At 53.4% G+C, this 20,424-nt stretch carries 23 protein-coding genes; 6 read left to right on the plus strand and 17 right to left on the minus strand.

The window, feature by feature from the left end:
* Window position 1 precedes the first annotated feature (1 nt).
* Window positions 2-1,363, minus strand: a complete 1,362-nt coding sequence (locus N1249_RS16260) for a PTS transporter subunit EIIC (protein ID WP_259831124.1) — start codon at window positions 1,361-1,363, stop codon at window positions 2-4.
* Between the two features lie 13 nt (window positions 1,364-1,376).
* A complete protein-coding gene (gene murQ / locus N1249_RS16265) occupies window positions 1,377-2,270 on the minus strand; it encodes an N-acetylmuramic acid 6-phosphate etherase (RefSeq protein WP_259831126.1) in 894 nt (297 codons plus the stop codon).
* Between the two features lie 119 nt (window positions 2,271-2,389).
* On the opposite strand from murQ, the gene N1249_RS16270 reads away from it, so the two are divergent.
* Entirely contained in the window at window positions 2,390-3,238 is an 849-nt protein-coding gene (locus N1249_RS16270; protein ID WP_259831128.1) for a MurR/RpiR family transcriptional regulator, read from the plus strand.
* 56 nt (window positions 3,239-3,294) lie between these two features.
* Window positions 3,295-3,555, plus strand: coding sequence for a YfhL family 4Fe-4S dicluster ferredoxin (locus N1249_RS16275; RefSeq protein WP_014071370.1), 261 nt, complete (start codon window positions 3,295-3,297; stop codon window positions 3,553-3,555).
* Window positions 3,556-3,565: 10 nt separating this feature from the next.
* On the opposite strand, the gene acpS is transcribed toward N1249_RS16275, so the two are convergent.
* The 12 genes from acpS to rseD all read right to left on the minus strand — a co-directional run bounded on the left by acpS (window position 3,566) and on the right by rseD (window position 12,963).
* On the minus strand, window positions 3,566-3,946 hold the full coding sequence (gene acpS, locus N1249_RS16280) for a holo-ACP synthase (RefSeq protein ID WP_166716663.1): 381 nt from the start codon (window positions 3,944-3,946) through the stop codon (window positions 3,566-3,568).
* Window positions 3,946-4,677 carry a pyridoxine 5'-phosphate synthase gene (gene pdxJ, locus N1249_RS16285; protein ID WP_259831132.1) on the minus strand — a complete coding sequence of 244 codons (732 nt, stop codon included), beginning with the start codon at window positions 4,675-4,677 and terminating at the stop codon, window positions 3,946-3,948. The genes acpS and pdxJ overlap by 1 nt, the downstream gene beginning before the upstream one ends.
* Before the next feature lie 32 nt (window positions 4,678-4,709).
* On the minus strand, window positions 4,710-5,417 hold the full coding sequence (gene recO, locus N1249_RS16290) for a DNA repair protein RecO (RefSeq protein WP_041162269.1): 708 nt from the start codon (window positions 5,415-5,417) through the stop codon (window positions 4,710-4,712).
* Window positions 5,418-5,435: 18 nt separating this feature from the next.
* Window positions 5,436-6,341, minus strand: coding sequence for a GTPase Era (gene era / locus N1249_RS16295; RefSeq protein ID WP_259831133.1), 906 nt, complete (start codon window positions 6,339-6,341; stop codon window positions 5,436-5,438).
* Complete coding sequence (gene rnc, locus N1249_RS16300) at window positions 6,338-7,018, minus strand: ribonuclease III (protein ID WP_014071376.1); 681 nt, start codon at window positions 7,016-7,018, stop codon at window positions 6,338-6,340. The genes era and rnc overlap by 4 nt, the downstream gene beginning before the upstream one ends.
* Before the next feature lie 222 nt (window positions 7,019-7,240).
* Window positions 7,241-8,215: a signal peptidase I gene (gene lepB, locus N1249_RS16305; protein WP_014071377.1), complete on the minus strand. Its 975-nt coding sequence runs from the start codon at window positions 8,213-8,215 to the stop codon at window positions 7,241-7,243.
* Window positions 8,216-8,231: 16 nt separating this feature from the next.
* On the minus strand, window positions 8,232-10,031 hold the full coding sequence (gene lepA, locus N1249_RS16310) for a translation elongation factor 4 (protein WP_259831134.1): 1,800 nt from the start codon (window positions 10,029-10,031) through the stop codon (window positions 8,232-8,234).
* 186 nt (window positions 10,032-10,217) lie between these two features.
* Window positions 10,218-10,694, minus strand: coding sequence for a SoxR-reducing system protein RseC (gene rseC / locus N1249_RS16315; protein WP_014071379.1), 477 nt, complete (start codon window positions 10,692-10,694; stop codon window positions 10,218-10,220).
* Entirely contained in the window at window positions 10,691-11,644 is a 954-nt protein-coding gene (rseB, locus tag N1249_RS16320; protein WP_014071380.1) for a sigma-E factor regulatory protein RseB, read from the minus strand. Before rseB ends, rseC begins: the two co-directional genes overlap by 4 nt.
* Complete coding sequence (gene rseA / locus N1249_RS16325; RefSeq protein WP_014071381.1) at window positions 11,644-12,294, minus strand: anti-sigma-E factor RseA; 651 nt, start codon at window positions 12,292-12,294, stop codon at window positions 11,644-11,646. The genes rseB and rseA overlap by 1 nt, the downstream gene beginning before the upstream one ends.
* Before the next feature lie 31 nt (window positions 12,295-12,325).
* Window positions 12,326-12,901 carry an RNA polymerase sigma factor RpoE gene (gene rpoE, locus N1249_RS16330; RefSeq protein ID WP_006176728.1) on the minus strand — a complete coding sequence of 192 codons (576 nt, stop codon included), beginning with the start codon at window positions 12,899-12,901 and terminating at the stop codon, window positions 12,326-12,328.
* Complete coding sequence (rseD, locus tag N1249_RS16335) at window positions 12,898-12,963, minus strand: rpoE leader peptide RseD (protein WP_224955222.1); 66 nt, start codon at window positions 12,961-12,963, stop codon at window positions 12,898-12,900. Before rseD ends, rpoE begins: the two co-directional genes overlap by 4 nt.
* A 364-nt stretch (window positions 12,964-13,327) precedes the next feature.
* Here rseD and nadB point away from each other — a divergent pair, with 364 nt between their 5' ends.
* Window positions 13,328-14,947, plus strand: a complete 1,620-nt coding sequence (gene nadB, locus N1249_RS16340; RefSeq protein WP_259831144.1) for an L-aspartate oxidase — start codon at window positions 13,328-13,330, stop codon at window positions 14,945-14,947.
* On the opposite strand, the gene trmN is transcribed toward nadB, so the two are convergent.
* Complete coding sequence (gene trmN, locus N1249_RS16345; RefSeq protein ID WP_259831146.1) at window positions 14,932-15,669, minus strand: tRNA(1)(Val) (adenine(37)-N(6))-methyltransferase TrmN; 738 nt, start codon at window positions 15,667-15,669, stop codon at window positions 14,932-14,934. The genes nadB and trmN overlap by 16 nt on opposite strands.
* A gap of 132 nt (window positions 15,670-15,801) precedes the next feature.
* On the opposite strand from trmN, the gene srmB reads away from it, so the two are divergent.
* A complete protein-coding gene (srmB, locus tag N1249_RS16350) occupies window positions 15,802-17,130 on the plus strand; it encodes an ATP-dependent RNA helicase SrmB (RefSeq protein WP_259831148.1) in 1,329 nt (442 codons plus the stop codon).
* A gap of 66 nt (window positions 17,131-17,196) precedes the next feature.
* Here srmB and grcA read toward each other — a convergent pair whose 3' ends face one another.
* Complete coding sequence (gene grcA / locus N1249_RS16355; RefSeq protein WP_014071384.1) at window positions 17,197-17,580, minus strand: autonomous glycyl radical cofactor GrcA; 384 nt, start codon at window positions 17,578-17,580, stop codon at window positions 17,197-17,199.
* A 313-nt stretch (window positions 17,581-17,893) separates the two neighbouring features.
* On the opposite strand from grcA, the gene ung reads away from it, so the two are divergent.
* Window positions 17,894-18,583 carry a uracil-DNA glycosylase gene (ung, locus tag N1249_RS16360; protein ID WP_014071385.1) on the plus strand — a complete coding sequence of 230 codons (690 nt, stop codon included), beginning with the start codon at window positions 17,894-17,896 and terminating at the stop codon, window positions 18,581-18,583.
* Between the two features lie 49 nt (window positions 18,584-18,632).
* On the opposite strand, the gene N1249_RS16365 is transcribed toward ung, so the two are convergent.
* Window positions 18,633-19,733, minus strand: coding sequence for a tRNA/rRNA methyltransferase (locus N1249_RS16365; RefSeq protein WP_259831157.1), 1,101 nt, complete (start codon window positions 19,731-19,733; stop codon window positions 18,633-18,635).
* A gap of 206 nt (window positions 19,734-19,939) precedes the next feature.
* On the opposite strand from N1249_RS16365, the gene trxC reads away from it, so the two are divergent.
* Window positions 19,940-20,359: a thioredoxin TrxC gene (gene trxC, locus N1249_RS16370; RefSeq protein WP_259831158.1), complete on the plus strand. Its 420-nt coding sequence runs from the start codon at window positions 19,940-19,942 to the stop codon at window positions 20,357-20,359.
* The last annotated feature ends 65 nt before the right edge of the window (window positions 20,360-20,424 follow it).

The following is a 20,424-nucleotide window of genomic DNA, read 5'->3' on the forward strand; positions in this document are numbered from 1 at the left end:
CTTACTCCTCTGGATCGTTGAATCCTAACAGCCAGGTAAACAAGAACCCGGCGATCACCGCTACCAGATAGCCTAACAGATAGAGCATGACTTTTCCGGTCACGATGGTTAACGCCAGCGGCAAACCGGAAATGCCAAAGGTGATAACCGTTGCCACTTTCCAGTAGCTGATGAGCGCGCCCCCTACAGCACCGCCCAGACATGCCCCGAGGAAAGGCTTCCCGAGCGGCAGGGTTACACCGAAGATCAGCGGCTCACCAATGCCCAGCAATCCGACCGGCAGCGCCCCTTTAATCACTTTCTTCAGACGTGTATTACGGGTCTTCATCAGCACCGCAATAGCCGCGCCGACCTGCCCGACGCCCGCCATCGACAGGATCGGCAGCAAGGCGTTGTAACCATGCGCTTGTACCAGCTCAACATGGATGGGCACCAGACCCTGATGCAAGCCGGTTAACACCAGCGGCAGGAACGTCCCTGACAGTACTGCGCCCACCAGCAAACCGCCCCGGTCGATAGCCAAAGAGGCACCGTGGGCGATGGCTTCTGAAATCCAGCCGCCGAGCGGTTGCAGTGCAACAATCGCCACGCTGCCGGTAATTAAAGTGGTGAGCAGTGGATTAAGGATAAGCTCAATCGAGCCCGGCAGCAGGGTACGCAGCTTTTTCTCAATCCAGCACATCAGGATGACCACCAGCAGCACGGCGATAACGCCGCCGCGCCCGGGCTGGAGTGCCTCGCCAAACAGGGTAATCTGCGCCAGCTGCGGACTGGAGAGGATCCCGGCCATTACGCCCCCCATTGCCAGCGAGCCACCAAATACTTTTGCGGTGTTGACCCCCACCAGAATATTCATAATGGCAAACACAGCGCTGCCGAAAATCGCCAGAATACCCAGTAAGTTCGGATATTGGGTGGCAAAGTCACCCACGATATCCGGGCGCTTAAGGATATTGATGATCCCGGTGATCAAACCGGAGGCAATAAAGGCCGGAATCAGTGGAATAAAGACGTTTGCCAGCTGTCGCAGCGCATCGCTCATTGGAGCTTTGTATTTTGCCTTTGCCTGCGCTTTGGTGCGTTCAGCATCGTCAAACGAGGCGGTTGCTTCACCTCCCATCAGCGCCCGCATGGCATCGACCACCTGCGCGGCTTTACCCGGGCCGACAATCAGCTGGTGCTGCTGCCCCTGTTTGACGTACCCGCTTACCCCGGAAAGCTGCTTCAGGCGCGGCAGGTCAAGCTGCTCGTCGTCATGCACCTCAACACGCACACGCGTCATGCAGTTTTCCAGACGCTGAATATTTTTTTCCCCGCCAATCCCCTGCAAAATACCGCTGGCGAGCGCTGCCGTTTTTTCCATACACGCCTCTGTTTTAGTTTTCTAAAGCCGCCCGTAAAAACCCATGATGCGTATCGAGTTTTGCTCTCGCAGCGGTTGCATCCAGCCCGCTTAAAATCATCAGAATGGCGGGTTTCACATCATAATCCGTCTGTCTGAGGACGGACTCCGCCTCTTCGCGGCTTGCGCCCGTGGCTTCCACCACCATCCGGCAGGCTCGATCGATAAGTTTGATATTGGTGGCTTTCATATCCACCATCAGGTTTTGGTACACCTTGCCAAACTTGACCATCGCGCCGGTTGAAATCATGTTGAGCACCAGCTTTTGTGCCGTGCCGGATTTCAGACGCGTGGAGCCGGTAAGCGCCTCAGGCCCGACGACCGGGGAAATAGCAATGGCGGCGACCTGCGCAATCGGCGAACCAGGGTTGCACGAGATAGCAACCGTGGTGCAGCCGGTCTGGTTAGCATATTCCAGCCCGCCGATGACATACGGCGTGCGCCCGGATGCTGCCAGCCCAACGACCAGATCCCGCTCGCTCAGGTTCAGCGCTTTCAGGTCATCTTCCCCGAGCTGTTTGTTGTCTTCTGCGCCCTCTACGGCTTTCAGAAGCGCGCCCGGGCCACCGGCGATAAGCCCGATAACCAGCCCATGCGGTACACCGAACGTTGGCGGACATTCAGAGGCATCAAGCACGCCAAGACGCCCGCTGGTTCCCGCGCCCATATAGATGATGCGACCACCCGCTTTCAGTGCACTGGCTGCCGCGTCGACAGCTTTTGCCACTTCCGGTAATGTCTCTTTCACTGCCTGCGCGACCAGCGTATCCTGTTGATTAAAACGGTTAACCAGCTCCAGCGTGGAGAGTGCGTCCAGATCCATGGTCTGCGGGTTGCGCGTTTCAGAAACAAGTGAGCCAAGATTCATCTTTTGTACCTCAAGAATTTTTAATTCATAATAATCACACTATAATGGAATATAAAATTCATTCAGGCGAGCAAATTTCTTTATTTGCAGCAGCAATCACATTTTCGCCAGGAGAACGTATGAACTGTTTAATTCGCATCCGCCAGCGTTACGCAGGCTTTGCCCAGAGCGATAAAAAGCTGGCGGATTACCTGCTGACGCAGCCCGATCACGCCCGCCATCTCAGCTCGCAGCAGCTGGCAAGCGAAGCGGGAGTGAGCCAGTCCAGCGTAGTGAAATTTGCCCAGAAGATTGGCTTTAAAGGTTTCCCGGCTTTAAAACTGGCTATCAGCGAAGCGCTGGTAAGCAATCCCAACCCGCAGTCTATGCCGGTGCACAACCAGATCCGGGGTGATGACCCGATGCGTCTGGTGGGGGAAAAACTGATCAAAGAGAATGTGGCAGCAATGCACGCCACGCTCGACGTCAATACAGAAGAGAAATTGCTGGAAAGCGTGGCGATGCTGCGTAACGCGCGGCGGATCATTTTGACCGGGATTGGCGCGTCGGGCCTGGTGGCGCGTAACTTTGGCTGGAAGCTCACCAAAATAGGTTACAACGGCATTGTCGAGCTTGATATGCACGCCCTGCTTGCTACGGTGCAGGCGATGGAGCCTGACGATTTGCTGGTCGCTCTCTCCTATTCCGGCGAACGCCGCGAGATCAACATGGCTACCGATGAGGCCCTGCGCGTTGGCGGGAAAATACTGGCGATCACGGGTTTTACCCCTAATGCCCTGCAACAACGGGCAACACGCTGTTTGTATACCATTGCGGAAGAGCAGGCGACGCGCAGCGCGGCTATCTCATCCACCAGCGCCCAAATGATGCTGACGGATCTTCTGTTTATGGCGCTGGTTCAGCAGGATCTGGAGCACGCTCCGGAACGTATTCGCCACAGCGAGGAGCTGGTAAAAAAATTGGTTTGAACAGGGAATGCGCATATAATGCCCGCCCTGTTTGTGTTGTTTCTGAGAAATTCCTGATGGCGCTGTTAATCACCAAAAAATGCATCAATTGCGATATGTGCGAACCCGAATGCCCAAACGAGGCGATTTCGATGGGTGACAGCATTTATGAGATTAACAGCGACCGCTGCACGGAATGTATCGGCCACTACGAAACGCCGACCTGCCAGAAAGTGTGCCCAATCCCCAATACGATCCTCAAAGATCCGGCACACGTTGAAAGCGAAGAGCAGCTTTGGGACAAGTTTGTCCTGATGCACCACGCGGACAAACTGTAAGGGCCGGTCTCTAACTTTCGATAATCACCGTCGCGCTGGCGTAGTGGCGTTCATCCGCGATTGTCACGTGCATATGCGCCACGCCGAGTTTCTCGGCCAGCTTCTGTGCTTCGCCCCATAAACGCAGACGCGGTTTACCCAGTTCATCGTTAAACACTTCAAACTGATTAAACGCCAGACCGTTGCGAATGCCCGTACCAAAGGCTTTGGCGGCCGCTTCTTTCACCGCAAAACGCTTTGCCAGAAAACGCACCGGCTGCTGATGCGCTTCCCAGATGGCCCATTCGTTATCGCTTAACACGCGTCGTGCAAGGCGATCGCCGCTACGGGCGATCACCGCTTCAATGCGGGCTATTTCGACGATATCCGTGCCTAAGCCCAGAATAGCCATTACTTGCGCGCTTCCAGCATCAGGCGTTTCATCTCTGCTACCGCCTCTTTCAGGCCGCTCATCACCGCACGACCAATAATGGCGTGACCGATGTTCAGCTCATGCATTTCTGGCAATGCTGCGATGGCTTTGACGTTGTGATAGGTCAGGCCGTGACCCGCGTTAACTTTAAGGCCCAGACCTGCCGCATAGGTGGCAGCTTTAGCGATGCGCTCCAGCTCTTTAGCCTGGGTGGCATCGTCTTCAGCATCTGCATAGCAGCCGGTATGGATTTCGATGTACGGCGCGCCCACGTCAGCAGCGGCTTTAATCTGCCCGAAATCGGCGTCGATAAACAGCGAAACCAGAATACCCGCGTCCGCCAGGCGTTTGCAGGCATCACGCATTTTGTCGAACTGGCCTGCCACATCCAGCCCACCTTCGGTGGTCACTTCCTGACGTTTTTCCGGCACCAGGCAGCAGAAATGCGGTTTGGTGTCGCAGGCAATGGTCAGCATCTCTTCCGTGACGGCCATTTCCAGATTCATGCGGGTATCCAGCGTCTGACGCAAAATGCGCACGTCACGGTCGGTGATGTGGCGGCGGTCTTCACGCAGGTGAACGGTAATGCCGTCAGCGCCAGCCTGCTCAGCAATAAATGCCGCCTGAACCGGATCAGGATACGCCGTGCCGCGTGCATTACGCAGCGTGGCAATGTGATCAATGTTGACGCCTAACAGTAATTCAGCCATGACAATCCTCGGTTTTCTTGTGTTTCTACGATCTAACGTTTCGGCATAAACTGCCTGAATAATTCGCGGCTCTTTAAGGGCTTACCACCAAGATACGGCTTGAGTGCAATTCGGGTAAAGCGTTTTGCCGCGCGCAGGGTATCGGCATCCGGGAACTCGCGTTCATACAGCGCCCTGAGCTGCCGCCCGGTAAATGTACTGTTATCGATGACGATACTGGCGATAAAGCCCTTTTCCTCGCGATAACGGTACGTCATCGTATCGTCAACCTGCTCGCCGCTACCTGCGCAGTGCAGAAAATCCACGCCGTAGCCAAGATGCCCCAGCAGCGCCAGCTCGAAACGACGCAGCGCCGGTTCCGGCGTGCCGGTTGCGCCAGCAAGTGCCTGGATACAGTGCAGATAATCAAAGAAAAGTTCAGAGAAGCGAGTCTCATGTTCAAGAACGCGCGAGATGAGTTCATTGACATAAAGGCCGCTATAAAGCGTGATACCAGACAGAGGGAGCGCCAGGGAGACGGCTTCAGCGCTGCGCAGGGTTTTCACTTCCCCTCGCCCACCAAAACGGACCAGCAGCGGTGTGAAAGGCTGTAATGCGCCTTTCAGATTAGAACGTTTGGAACGTGCGCCTTTAGCAACAAGGCGCACGCGACCCGACTCTTCCGTGAAGACGTCCAGCATAAGGCTGGTTTCGCTCCAGGGACGACTATGCAGAACGAAGGCACGTTGCCATCCTTCCATCATACTCGTCGTCTTGGGTTACTGGTCTTCGCCGTAACCGAGGCTGCGCAGAGCACGCTCATCATCGGCCCAGCCAGATTTCACTTTCACCCACAGTTCCAGGTGAACCGGTGCTTCGAACATGTCCATCATGTCTTTACGGGCTTCAATACCGATGGTTTTGATCTTGGCACCTTTGTTACCAATCACCATCTTCTTCTGCCCTTCACGCTCAACGAGGATCAGGCCGTTGATGTCATAGCCACCGCGCTCGTTGCTCTGGAAACGTTCGATTTCAACGGTCACAGAATACGGCAGTTCCGCGCCCAGGAAACGCATCAGCTTTTCGCGGATGATCTCAGACGCCATAAAGCGCTGGGAGCGATCGGTGACGTACTCTTCCGGGAAGTGATGGATCGCTTCTGGCAGATGCTTACGCACGATGCCGGCGATGGTATCGACATTCAGACCAGTCTCTGCTGACAGCGGTACGATGTCGAGGAAGTTCATCTGGCTACCCAGCCACTGCAGATGCGGCAGCAGGTCAGCTTTTTCCTGTACGTTATCCACTTTGTTGACGGCCAGAATAACCGGCGTTTTGCCATCGCGCAGTTTGTTCAACACCATTTCGTCGTCCGGCGTCCAGCGGGTGCCTTCCACAACGAAAATCACCAGCTCAACATCACCGATCGAGCTGCTCGCGGCTTTGTTCATCAGGCGGTTGATGGCACGCTTCTCTTCCATGTGCAGGCCCGGGGTATCGACATAAATTGCCTGATACGCGCCTTCAGTATGGATACCGACGATGCGGTGACGCGTGGTCTGCGCCTTACGCGAGGTGATAGAAATCTTCTGCCCAAGCAGATTATTCAACAGGGTGGATTTACCAACGTTCGGACGTCCGACGATGGCAATAAATCCGCAATAGGTTTTGTCGATGCTCATTCCAGCTCCAGCATTTTTAACGCCTGTTCGGCGGCAGCCTGTTCAGCCTTGCGTCGGCTAGAACCTGTGCCAACCACCGGTTCACTCAGGCCACTGACCTGGCAATGGATGGTAAATTCCTGATCGTGTGCTTCGCCACGCACCTGCACCACCAGATAGGATGGCAACGGGAGATGACGACCCTGCAAATATTCCTGCAAACGCGTTTTCGGATCTTTTTGTTTATCGCCCGGACTGATTTCGTCCAGACGGGTCTGATACCAGTTCAGGATCAGCTTTTCTACGGTCTGGATATCGCTGTCCAGGAAAACGCCACCGATTAATGCTTCGACCGTATCTGCGAGAATAGATTCACGGCGGAAACCACCGCTTTTGAGCTCACCCGGCCCAAGACGCAGACATTCGCCCAGTTCAAATTCGCGTGCGATTTCCGCAAGGGTATTACCCCGTACCAGCGTGGCGCGCATCCGGCTCATATCACCTTCGTCCACACGCGGGAAACGGTGATAAAGCGCATTAGCAATCACAAAACTTAAAATAGAGTCGCCTAAAAACTCAAGACGCTCGTTATGTTTGCTGCTGGCACTGCGGTGGGTTAATGCCTGTTGCAACAACTCCTGATGCTGAAAAGTGTAGCCCAGCTTTCGTTGAAGCCGATTAATTACGATGGGGTTCATGCGATACCAATAAATGAATGCGTCAAAAATGCAGCACACGAAACCGACCTGAGAAAACCAACGCGGTTTCGTGTGCCGTGGCACCCTTAAAGGGCCAACCTTAAACTTCGGGGGAATATTCTATACACAACGACAGGGGATGTCGTTAGTTCGAAGAGATTTATCGCTTAAATAATTCACGTAGCCACCAATTCAAGTGGCTACGCGTTCAATTATTGAGAATTAATGGATCCCGCCAATACGACTCAGGCGAACGCCGGTCGGCCATTCGCCTTCCTGCTTCTCAAAACTCATCCAGATAGCTGTCGCTTTACCCACCAGATTGGCTTCCGGCACAAAGCCCCAGTAACGGCTGTCCGCTGAGTTATCGCGGTTATCACCCATCATGAAGTAATGTCCAGGAGGAACAATCCAGCTTGCCAGTTGCTGACCCGGTTGTTTGTAGTACATACCCAGTTGATCCTGCGCAATTGGCACGGTCAGAATACGGTGGGTAACATCACCCAGCGTCTCTTTGCGCTCAACCAGACGAATGCCGTTATCTTTGCTTTCACCTTTCGGAACCTGGAAGAAACCGCTGGTCGCTTCACCGCCGTTACGGCGAGCAAAGGTCTGCACAAAATCGCTTGGCTCAACGTTTGAGTAAGTGATTGGCAGCGCGTTTTCACACGCCGTTCCGGAGCTACAGCCTGGCTGTACGGTCACTTCTTTCGCCACCGGATCGTAAGAGACCCGGTCACCCGGCAGGCCTACCGCACGCTTGATGTAATCAAGGCGCGGGTCTTCCGGATATTTAAAGACAACGATGTCGCCACGTTTCGGATGACCCGTTTCGATCAGCGTTTTCTGGTAGATAGGATCTTTAATGCCGTAGGCAAACTTCTCTACCAGAATAAAATCACCAATCAACAGTGTTGGCATCATTGAACCAGACGGGATCTGGAAAGGTTCGTAAATGAACGAACGAACAACCAGAACAATCGCCAGCACCGGAAACACCGATGCACCGGTTTCCAGCCAGCCCGGTTTCGGGCCAACTTTCTTCAGGGTCTTCGCATCGAGCCCGTCGCCAGTGGCTGCCTGTGCGGCAGCCTGACGTTCACGACGTTTTGGGGCGAAAATAAACTTATCCAGACACCACAACAGACCTGTCACCAGGGTAGCAATGACCAGGATCAGGGCAAACATGTTCGCCATGCCAACTCCTTAAGGGTTATTTGCCGTCTTTACCAACGTGAAGGATGGCAAGGAATGCTTCCTGCGGCAGCTCAACGTTACCGACCTGCTTCATACGCTTCTTACCTTCTTTCTGCTTCTGGAGCAGCTTTTTCTTACGGCTCACGTCACCGCCATAGCATTTAGCCAGGACGTTTTTACGCAGCTGTTTCACGGTAGAACGCGCAATAATGTGGTTACCGATTGCGGCCTGGATCGCGATGTCGAACTGCTGACGCGGGATCAGCTCTTTCATCTTCTCAACCAGCTCACGGCCACGGTATGGCGCGTTGTCGTTGTGGGTGATCAGCGCCAGCGCATCAACACGCTCGCTGTTGATCAGCACGTCCACACGTACCATGTTGGATGCCTGGAAGCGTTTGAAGTTGTAATCCAGCGACGCATAGCCGCGAGAGGTAGACTTCAGACGGTCGAAGAAGTCGAGCACCACTTCTGCCATCGGGATTTCGTAGGTCAGCGCAACCTGGTTACCGTGGTAAACCATGTTGGTCTGCACGCCACGCTTCTCGATACACAGGGTGATCACGTTGCCGAGGAACTCCTGCGGCAGCAACATGTGACACTCTGCAATTGGCTCGCGCAGTTCATAAATATTGTTCAGCGGCGGCAGCTTGGACGGGCTATCGACGTAGATAACTTCTTTCGATGTGGTCTCTACTTCATAAACTACGGTCGGCGCAGTGGTGATCAGATCCAGATCGTATTCACGCTCAAGACGTTCCTGAATGATCTCCATGTGCAGCAGGCCGAGGAAGCCGCAGCGGAAGCCGAAGCCCAGCGCCGTTGAGCTTTCTGGTTCATAGAACAGGGAAGCATCGTTAAGGCTCAGTTTACCGAGCGCATCACGGAAGTTTTCGTAGTCATCAGAGCTGACAGGGAACAGACCCGCGTATACCTGCGGCTTCACTTTTTTGAAGCCAGGCAGCGCTTTATCCGCCGGATTACGTGCCAGCGTCAGCGTATCGCCTACTGGCGCGCCGAGGATGTCTTTAATTGCACACACCAGCCAGCCTACCTCGCCGCATTTCAGCTCGGTACGGTCAACCTGTTTTGGCGTGAAGATACCCAGACGGTCAGCGTTATAGACCTGCCCGGTGCTCATCACCTTAATTTTGTCGCCTTTACGCATGGTGCCGTTTTTAATACGGACCAGCGACACAACGCCCAGGTAGTTATCAAACCAGGAGTCGATGATCAGCGCCTGCAACGGGGCATCCGGGTCACCTTCCGGCGGCGGAATATCACGCACCAGACGTTCCAGCACATCGGGAACGCCGACGCCGGTTTTCGCCGAGCAGCGCACTGCATCGGTGGCGTCGATACCGACGATGTCTTCAATCTCTTCCGCTACGCGCTCAGGATCGGCGGCCGGCAGGTCGATCTTATTCAGAACCGGCACAACCTCGAGATCCATCTCCATTGCGGTGTAGCAGTTCGCCAGGGTCTGGGCTTCAACGCCCTGCCCGGCATCGACCACCAGCAGCGCACCCTCACAGGCAGCCAGCGAGCGTGAAACTTCATAGGAGAAGTCAACGTGGCCAGGTGTGTCGATAAAGTTCAGTTGATAGGTTTCGCCATCAGACGCTTTATAGTCGAGCGTCACGCTCTGCGCTTTAATGGTGATACCGCGTTCGCGTTCCAGGTCCATGGAGTCCAGAACCTGGGCTGCCATTTCACGATCAGACAGGCCACCGCAAATCTGGATAATACGGTCAGACAGCGTCGACTTACCGTGGTCAATGTGAGCAATGATCGAAAAGTTACGTATGTTCTTCATATAGTTAAATAATTATGCCTTACGAATTCCTGGAGGCCGCTGTTCTTAGCCTGACGTTTTTCAGTGCGAAAACGCAGCATTCTACACTACATCCCCGTAACCTGGAAATGCACTTAGAGCCAAGCATAGCGTGAAGAAACAGCGTTTTCTTATCAGAGATGTAAATAATGATAAAGCCCGGTGAAATCACCGGGCTTCAGAAGAGAGCGTTTCAACACGAAGCTGGTCTGGTGCCAGCGCCACGTTCAGAATAACGGGCTGCCATTCTTCGCGTGCTGCAAGCTTATGGGAAAATCCCCGGGCCAGTAAAAAGCCGCCAACGCCACCCAGTGCTGCGCCGCACATTGCGGCCAGGTCGGTGCCAAAAAGCATCTGGAACACACCGCCCATCACGAACAAGCCCACCAGCGGGGAGAGGTATACCAGCATGGCAGAAGTGAGCAAACTGCCTTCGGTGATACCCAGTTCGACTTTCTGCCCTTCCACCAGCGGTTGTTCACTCGGTACGGAGATGGTGTGCGAAGTCTGCGGCCCAAGCTTGTTCAGTACACGGCTTCCGCACCCGGCTCTGGATGCACAGCTGTTGCACGAGGCTTTTACATCACAGCTGACCAGCGCAATGCCATCTGCCCACGAAATGACCGTGGCCCACTCTTTAATCATTGTGCTGCCTTGAATTTAATGCTGTCGGAAATGCGCTTCGCTGTTTGCGGCGGCAATTCACCCACAATCGTAATTTCTGCGTTATCTCGCACCGTGGTGCTGACTGTCCGGCGACCGGTACGGAGCATTTGCTCAGAACTGTTTGCCGTTGCGCGGTTGATATTCACCGAGAAACTGAACAACCCATCGGAGTAGAGTCGCGATTCCACCGGTGTTTCAATGGTCGGCAACTGACGGCGGCTGCTGGAGACTTCGCTAAAGCCCTGTGGGATCCAGGAAGGTACCCAGTTGAAGTTAACCGAGTCGCCTGCAGGCACAGACAGAAGCGGTGGCAGGCTGGCTTTTGCCAGATTCAGCATACTGTTGCCAACCTGGTTGTTGACGGTAAAGGAGATAACCCGGAACTGCTCCAGGGTCTCGCCATCACGATCGAGCAAGTCCACACGCATCGGCAGCTTGGTTTCTGCGTCAATCCAGACAATGTAGCTGTATCGTGTGCCATCACGCGCAACCACGCGGATCACTTCACACAGACGGTCAGCAATACGCGTACGCCCTACCGAAATAAAATCGTAGAAAGGCGCAAGACGCTTAAAGTCTGTATAGATAAGCGATGGAAGGGAATCAACGATGTAGTCGCCATTAAGCGTGAAAGGCTCAAGACCCGGTTCGAAATAGCTGATTTCGTTACCGCGCTGAACAACTTCCCGACGCGGGCCATCCATCTGTAAAAGCTGGGCAAGCGGCTGTTTATCAAGGCGGGCATGGCGATAGCGTAATGACTCGACACCCTGCTTATTGATGCTGATAAATGCCAACTCGTAATTGAGTGACTGGCTGGCCAGATTCATTTGCTGCAACAACGCCCCGGATGAAACATCAGCCGAGGCGTTTGCACAGAAGAACAGGCTACCCGCCATCAGAGACATGGCGAACCAAAGTTGCTTCATTACTGCGATTGCGTTCCTAAAGTTTGGTTACCTGGCACTTGCACAGCGGCTTGCTGGGTTTGTGCCTGCTCAAACTGAAGCTGTTCAGAGTGCAGGCGACGCTGCAACTCATAATCCTGCAACATCGCATTAATGCGACGGCGCTGCTCTTGTACCTGCTGTTGCTGACCGCCGCTTGCGGAAGCATCTGCCGGTACGCCCAGGCTAACCGGGCTGGCTTTACCCATCATCGGCAGTGTATTAAACACTGGCGCTTCAGGCTGCTGATTGGCTTCAGACTGAGTATTATAGTGCTGGACGCCAACGATAACTGCAAGCGATACACATGCAGCCACACCCATTTGGGTAAGTTGACTGGCCCACGGACGCACCTTTTGCCAGAACGGCATTTTCTGCCACTGGTGAGGTGCAGGTTGAGCTTCAGGAATCAGCGGAGTGGTCTGATGAACAGGCTCGTTCTCAATCGCCGCCATCACGCGTGCTGAGATATCGAAATGGAGAGCCTCTCCGGTATCACCACGCAGGGTGTCACGGATGAGATGATAACTCGCCCAGGTCTCTTGCATTTCGGGAGAATGAGACAGCTCGTTGAGCAGCTCACTATCCAGCGTTTCACCATCCATTAAAGCGGAAAGTTTTTCTTTCTGCATGCCTAATACCTTTTTCAGTATCCCGCTATCGTCAACGCCTGATAAGCGGTTGAACTTTATTATCAATAGCTTCTCGCGCACGGAAGATTCGTGAACGTACCGTGCCGACCGGACAATCCATGATAGCGGCTATCTCTTCATAGCTCAGACCATCAAGCTCCCGCAACGTAATTGCCATGCGTAAATCTTCCGGGAGCGACTCGATCGTGCGAAAAACGATTTGTCTCAGTTCTTCTGACAACATTAAGTTCTCAGGGTTCGAAATTTCTTTCAATGCGCCGCCACTTTCGAAGTTTTCGGCGTCGATTGCGTCCACATCACTGGAAGGTGGACGACGGCCCTGAGCGACCAGATAATTCTTTGCTGTATTAACTGCAATACGATACAGCCAGGTATAAAAAGCACTATCTCCCCGGAAAGAATCCAGCGCACGATAGGCCTTAATAAAAGACTCTTGTACCACATCAGGGACGTCCCCTGACGGTACATAGCGGGAAACCAGACTCGCCACCTTATGCTGGTAGCGAACCACCAGAAGGTTAAAGGCTTTCTGATCTCCCTTCTGGACCCGTTCAACCAGGACCTGGTCCGTTAACTGCTCGCTCATCCGAGGTAATGTCTCCCCAAACCTAAATTCCACGCGTTATCGAAACGCCACTCTAAAAACACTGCACTTTTGAGCAAGCACCGAGTTAGAGTGTCTGTTCTTCAATAAGTTCCGTAACGCCTTTGTTTTTGTTCATCGCGCCGCAGACCGTTCATTTTCTATCATTATATGTCCGTTCACGATACGTACGCACTTTCTGACAAGAAACTGCCTGTTTACCGTCAGAAGAGTAACGCAACACAGGCTTTATTTCACCACAAAATCTGAAGCTAACGATCTGCTTCGCAAAATATTTTCATACATTTACCCGCTTTTGAGCCCTGATATTGAGTTTAGCCATTGCAACATTATTTAAAAAAAACGTGCGACATCTCGCATTCGGGTGCTATTCTGGCCAAACAATGTTTAGTAAATTAAACAAACATCATGAACACAACACCAGAACTGACGTGTGACGTACTGATAATTGGCAGCGGTGCTGCCGGGTTATCTTTGGCGCTTCGCCTGGCTAAAAATCAGAAAGTTATCGTACTGAGTAAAGGGCCAATGAGCGAAGGCTCAACCTTTTATGCCCAGGGCGGTATTGCCGCCGTGTTTGATGAGACAGACAGTATCGCTTCGCATGTGGAAGATACGCTGATTGCCGGGGCGGGGATCGTGGATACTCACGCTGCCGAGTTTGTCGCCAGCAACGCACGCCACTGCGTTCAGTGGCTCATCGATCAGGGTGTGTTATTCGATACGCAGATCCAGCCAAACGGTGAAGAGAGTTATCACCTTACCCGTGAAGGCGGACACAGCCACCGACGCATCCTCCACGCAGCGGATGCAACCGGTAAAGAAGTTGAAACCACGCTGGTCAGTAAAGCACTGAGCCATCCGAATATTCAGGTACTGGAACGCAGTAATGCGGTCGACCTTATTATTTCCGATAAGATTGGGCTGCCAGGCACGCGCCGCGTAGTGGGCGCCTGGGTCTGGAACCGTAATAAAGAGAAAGTCGAAACCTGCCAGGCTAAAGCCGTTGTATTGGCAACAGGCGGCGCATCCAAAGTTTATCAATACACCACGAACCCGGACATCGCCTCGGGTGATGGCATCGCCATGGCCTGGCGAGCAGGTTGCCGGGTAGCGAATCTGGAATTTAACCAGTTCCATCCGACTGCCTTGTTCCACCCGCAGGCGCGTAACTTCTTACTGACTGAAGCCCTGCGCGGCGAAGGCGCGTACCTGAAGCGCCCGGACGGTTCGCGTTTTATGCCGGACTTTGATGCCAGAGGCGAACTTGCCCCGCGTGATATCGTTGCGCGCGCCATCGACCACGAGATGAAGCGTCTTGGTGTTGATTGTATGTATCTGGACATCAGCCATAAACCGGCTGATTTCATTCGCCAGCACTTCCCGATGATTTACGAAAAGCTGCTGAGCCTGGGAATTGATCTCACCCGCGAGCCGGTTCCCATTGTTCCCGCGGCACACTATACCTGTGGCGGCGTCATGGTTGACGATCACGGTCGTACCGACGTTGACGGCCTGTATGCCATTGGCGAAGTGAGCTACACGGGGCTGCACGGAGCAAACCGCATGGCGTCTAACTCGCTGCTCGAATGCCTGGTCTACGGGTGGTCTGCATCAGAAGATATTATTAAGCGAATGCCTTACGCTCGCCCAACGGCGCACTTACCCGCATGGGATGAGAGCCGCGTTGAAAACCCGGATGAGCTTGTTGTCATCCAGCATAACTGGCACGAGTTAAGGCTATTTATGTGGGACTACGTGGGGATTGTGCGTACAACCAAGCGCCTTGAACGTGCTCTGCGACGCATCACCATGCTGCAACAGGAAATCGACGAGTACTACGCAAACTTCCGCGTGTCCAATAACCTGCTGGAATTGCGTAACCTGGTGCAGGTAGCTGAGCTGATTGTGCGCTGTGCCATGATGCGTAAAGAGAGCCGCGGATTGCACTACACCCTGGATTACCCGGACCAGCTAGCCGAATCAGGCCCGTCGGTATTATCCCCGGGTGCTCACATAAACAAGTAAAATGCCTGGGTCAGGGCAGTGTAATCTTCGGAATAACGCTGGTCTGGCCCACGGATAACCATCCGGTCATTAAAACACTCGCCCTCTTTTGGTGATAGTGCCAGCAACACCCGGTGAGGCAAGCGCCCTTCTGTATCTGAAATATCAGTGCGCAGGCGCAAGTTCCAGCCGATTTCCCGGGCAATTTCAATAAAGGTATTACCGGTGTTTTCTGGCAATACGACGCAGAAAAATCCCTCTTCAGAGATCAACTCAGCGGCACTGGTTAATAACGCGCGGTGATCGAGCGAACCGGTATAGCGGGCCTGCTCACGCTCCGGCGTGCCGCACTCTACGCCGGATTCATAGTAAGGTGGGTTGCTGACAATAAGGTCATAACGGGCAGTCTGCTCGGGTGCCCAGGTAAGTACATCGGCACATTCCACTTTTACGCGTTCAGCCCAGGGGGATTCAGCGGCATTTTCACTTGCCTGCACAGCGGCTTGTGCATCAAGCTCAACGGCATCAATGGTGACATGTTGCTCGGTACGCTGCGCCAGCATCAACGCCAGAAGCCCGCTTCCTGTACCAATATCAAGTATACGCTTAACGCCAGCAACAGGCGCCCAGGATCCCAGCAGGATCCCGTCTGTGCCGACTTTCATCGCACAACGATCGTGGGCAATAAAGAACTGTTTAAATGTGAAACCATCGCGGCGCAATTGCGCTTTGAGTTGAGACATGTCAGGGCAACCTTCTAAGTGAAACTGGAGTAGCATAGGGGAAAGCGAAGTGGTCGCAAAGCGATATCCATACAAACAGATGAAGATTACAGCCGTAACGTCTATAATCAGCGCCCCACACAGAGGTAGAACATGACTGTAACGACTTTTTCCGAACTTGAACTCGATGAAAGCCTGCTCAATGCATTAGAGAGCAAAGGCTTTACACGCCCGACCGCCATTCAGGCCGCGGCCATTCCGCCTGCGCTTGAGGGCCGCGATGTGCTCGGTTCTGCGCCAACCGGCACGGGGAAAACAGCAGCCTACTTGCTGCCTGTCTTGCAGCATTTGCTCGATTTCCCACGCAAAAAATCAGGCCCGCCGCGTATTTTGATCCTGACGCCTACACGTGAACTGGCGATGCAGGTTGCCGAACACGCGCGTGAACTGGCGGCGAACACCCATCTTGATATCGCCACCATCACTGGCGGCGTTGCGTATATGAACCACGCCGAAGTGTTCAGCGAAAACCAGGATATCGTGGTAGCCACGACCGGCCGCCTGCTGCAGTACATTAAAGAAGAGAACTTTGACTGCCGTGCGGTTGAAACACTGATCCTTGATGAAGCCGACCGGATGCTGGACATGGGCTTTGCGCAGGATATCGAACATATCGCGGGTGAAACTCGCTGGCGTAACCAGACCATGCTGTTCTCTGCCACCCTTGAAGGGGAAGCGATTAAAGACTTCGCAGAGCGCCTGTTAGAAGATCCGGTGGAGGTATCTGCAACCCCTTCCACCCGTGAGCGCAAGAAGATCCACCAGTGGTACTACCGCGCAGATGATCTGCAACACAAAGTTGAGCTGCTCAAGCATTTGCTGAAGCAAGAAGATGCGACTCGCACCATCGTCTTCGTGCGTAAGCGCGAGCGTGTGCACGAGCTGGCTGAAATGCTGCGTAATGCAGGGATCAACAACTGCTATCTTGAAGGCGAGATGGCGCAGGTTAAGCGTACCGAAGGCATCAAGCGTCTGACCGATGGTCGCGTAAACGTGCTGGTTGCCACCGACGTTGCTGCACGCGGGATCGACATTCCGGATGTCAGCCATGTGATTAACTTCGATATGCCACGCAGCGGTGACACTTATCTGCACCGCATCGGCCGTACCGGTCGTGCAGGCCGCAAAGGTATCGCTATTTCTCTGGTCGAAGCACATGACTTCCTGCTGCTGCAGAAAATTGGCCGCTATGTTGATGAGCCGCTGAAGGCTCGCGTTATCAGTGAGCTTCGTCCGACCACACGTGCCCCGAGCGAAAAAATGACGGGTAAACCGTCCAAGAAAGCGCTCGCCAAACGTGCTGAGAAGAAAGAGAAAGAAAAAGAGAAGCCGCGCGTTAAACAACGCCACCGCGATACCAAGAACATTGGTAAGCGCCGTAAGCCAAGTACTGCTGCGCCAGATTCGCAAACTGAAGAGTAAAAAAAAGCCGGGTTATCACCCGGCTTTTTTCATTCTGCTTCCGTGCAGCTCCCGTGACAAAAAGCCTTACAGGCTTTCAGTAAAGGTACGCGCGATAACGTCGCGTTGCTGCTCTGGAGTCAGAGAGTTGAAACGTACTGCATAACCAGACACACGAATGGTCAGCTGTGGATATTTTTCCGGGTGCTCAACGGCATCCATCAACGTTTCACGACGCAGTACGTTAACGTTCAGGTGCTGACCACCTTCCACGCGGACTTCCGGTTTCACTTCCATTGGAATTTCACGGTATTCGATGTCGCCCAGTTTGCTTACTGGAACGATTTCATCTTCTGCAAAACCTGCTTTAGCTACTACACAGCGTGCTTCGCCTTTCTCGCTGTCCAGCAGCCAGAAAGAGTTGAGCAGGTCGTCATTTGCAGCTTTAGTAATCTGGATACCTGTAATCATGTGATGCCTCCCTTAGGCTACATTAACTGGTGTCGGCCTGTTCAGGCCAATTGGTAAAACCATTGTTGCTTGCGTGTATATATATCACTCAGCCCCCCGTGATTTATTGATTTAAATCAACAAAAACACCAACCACATAAAGAGTGTGGTTTGATTTTATTGCTTTAGATCAATTTAACCACCTTACCAATTCAACCTAAACTGCATAGTTTCAAATTAAATTTAAGGACTTAGGACGTTTTTCCGCGAGGAATTTTGATCACCAGGGTTTAACGGGTAAGCTAGGCGCAGATGAGATTCGCAGGAGAGCGAGATGACAACCCCTTTAACATGGCACGACGTGCTGGCCGAAGAAAAACAGCAGCCCTATTTTATTAATACCCTCAGCACCGTCGCGACAGAGCGGCAATCTGGCCAGACGATTTATCCGCCGCAGAAAGATGTCTTCAACGCTTTCCGCTATACCGAACTGAGCGATGTAAAGGTGGTTATCCTCGGTCAGGATCCTTACCACGGGCCAGGGCAAGCACATGGTCTGGCATTTTCCGTGCGTCCTGGCATTGCCATTCCGCCTTCTCTTTTGAATATGTATAAAGAGCTTGAAGGTACCCTTCCCGGCTTTACCCGGCCAACACACGGTTATCTGGAAAGCTGGGCGCATCAGGGTGTTCTGTTATTAAATACCGTATTAACCGTGCGCGCAGGCCAGGCCCACTCTCACGCCAGCCTGGGCTGGGAAACTTTTACGGATAAAGTGATAAGCCTTATTAATGAACATCGTGAAGGCGTGGTGTTTTTACTGTGGGGATCTCATGCGCAGAAAAAAGGGGCGATTATTGACCCGCAGCGTCATCACGTGTTGAAAGCGCCGCATCCGTCACCGCTGTCTGCGCATCGCGGTTTCTTTGGCAGTAATCATTTTGTTCTGGCGAACGAATGGCTGGAAAAGCGTGGCGAGACGCCGATTGACTGGATGCCCGTATTACCGGCAGAAAGCGAGTAGTTTGATGCAGTATGCCCGGCTCACCGGGCATACCACCGAAGATTAAGGCTTATGCCTTATTCTGACGCCACCATTCAGCCAGCAGTACGCCGGTTGCAACGGAAACGTTGAGACTTTCAACATTACCGGTACCGTCGATAGACACGCTCAGATCGGCGCTCGACAGTGCTGCATCAGACAGACCATCACGCTCCTGACCCAGCACCAGCACCATCTTACGCGGCAGCGTCGCTTTAAACAGCGGCGTACCGGCGTGGCTTGAAGTGGTCACAATGGCATAGCCTGCTTTGCGGAACTGCTCAATGGCATCCAGAACGCTATCACCGGTGATCGGCTGAACGTGCTCAGCACCGCCTTCTGCGGTACGGATTGCCGCACCGGACTCCAGCAGCGCTGCGTCCTGCAACAGCACGCCTTTCACGCCAAAGTGCGCGCAGCTACGCATCATCGCACCCAGGTTATGCGGGTTGCCCACATCTTCCAGCGCCAGAACGCAGTCATCTGCTTCAGCCTGGCTCACCCACTGCTGAACAGTCGTTCCGTTACGTTTTTTGATCAGGAAGCAAACGCCACCGTGATGTTCGGTACCGGATGCTTTGGTCAGCTCGGCATCATCAACCACATGGTAGGCTTTACGGTTCGCCGCCATCCAGCGCAGCGCTTCTTTAAAGCGTGGCGTTACGCTCTGAATAAACCAGGCACGAACGATACACTCCGGACGGCTCTGGAACAGAGCCTGGCACGCATTCTCACCGTACACGCGGGTCTCTTCCGCACGCTGACGGCGCAGTACTTCAGGGTCGATAAAGCTTTTACCGCTGATACCGCCGTGATCGGCTTTTTCTGGGGTCTCGTCGCCAGGGGCACGAGAAACGGTACGCCACGGGGACGAGCCATCACGTGAGAAATCATCACGTGGACGGTCATCGCGTTTGCGATCGTCACGCTTACGGTCATCACGTTTGCGGTCATCACCGCGGTTATTTCTGTCATCGCGGGCGGGGCGACGGCCACCGTCTGCACGAGAAGACGCCGGACGCCCGCCACCTTTTCCGGTACGCGGATTTTGGGTGCGTTTATCAGAATCCTCATCACTGCGGACATACATCACTTTGACCTTGCCGCTTTTGTTCTTTAATTCGTCGTTCATGCTTTTCTCCACCAGCGCTGCGCGAAGCGCGCAGATTACCCGATGTGCAAGCTCATAGCCATTATTTCGTACAAAAGCCTGCGACTATTGTTCTCATTGAATAAAACGCATTGTCGTTTCAAACAGGCTCATTGATAATATGTAACATATTAGAAACAAAATCGGCGTTCTGCCGCTCTGTCCCACAGCTCTATCAGAGGTTAGTTATGAATACCGTATGTGCCAACTGTCAGGCTCTCAACCGCATTCCCGAAGACCGGATTGATGATGGTGCGAAGTGCGGGCGTTGCGGTCACGAATTGTTTGATGGCGATGTGATTAACGCGACGGATGCTACGCTGGACAAACTCCTCAAGGATGATCTGCCCGTGGTGGTTGATTTCTGGGCGCCATGGTGTGGCCCGTGCCGGAGCTTTGCGCCAATCTTTGAAGATGTTGCCGAAGAGCGCAGTGGTAAAATGCGTTTCGTGAAAGTGAACACCGAAGCGGAACGCGAACTGAGTGCTCGCTTCCGTATCCGCAGCATCCCGACCATTATGATTTTCAAAAATGGCGAAGTGATCGACATGCTCAACGGCGCAGTCCCTAAGGCTCCATTTGAGAGCTGGCTGAACGAATCCGTGTAACAATCACGGGGCACATCTTGTGCCCCGTACTTCCCTCTGCGAAAATGGTGTTTTTCCTGCATTTC

Source organism: Enterobacter sp. CP102, assembly GCF_025152625.1.
GTDB classification, from domain to species: Bacteria; Pseudomonadota; Gammaproteobacteria; order Enterobacterales; family Enterobacteriaceae; genus Enterobacter; species Enterobacter soli.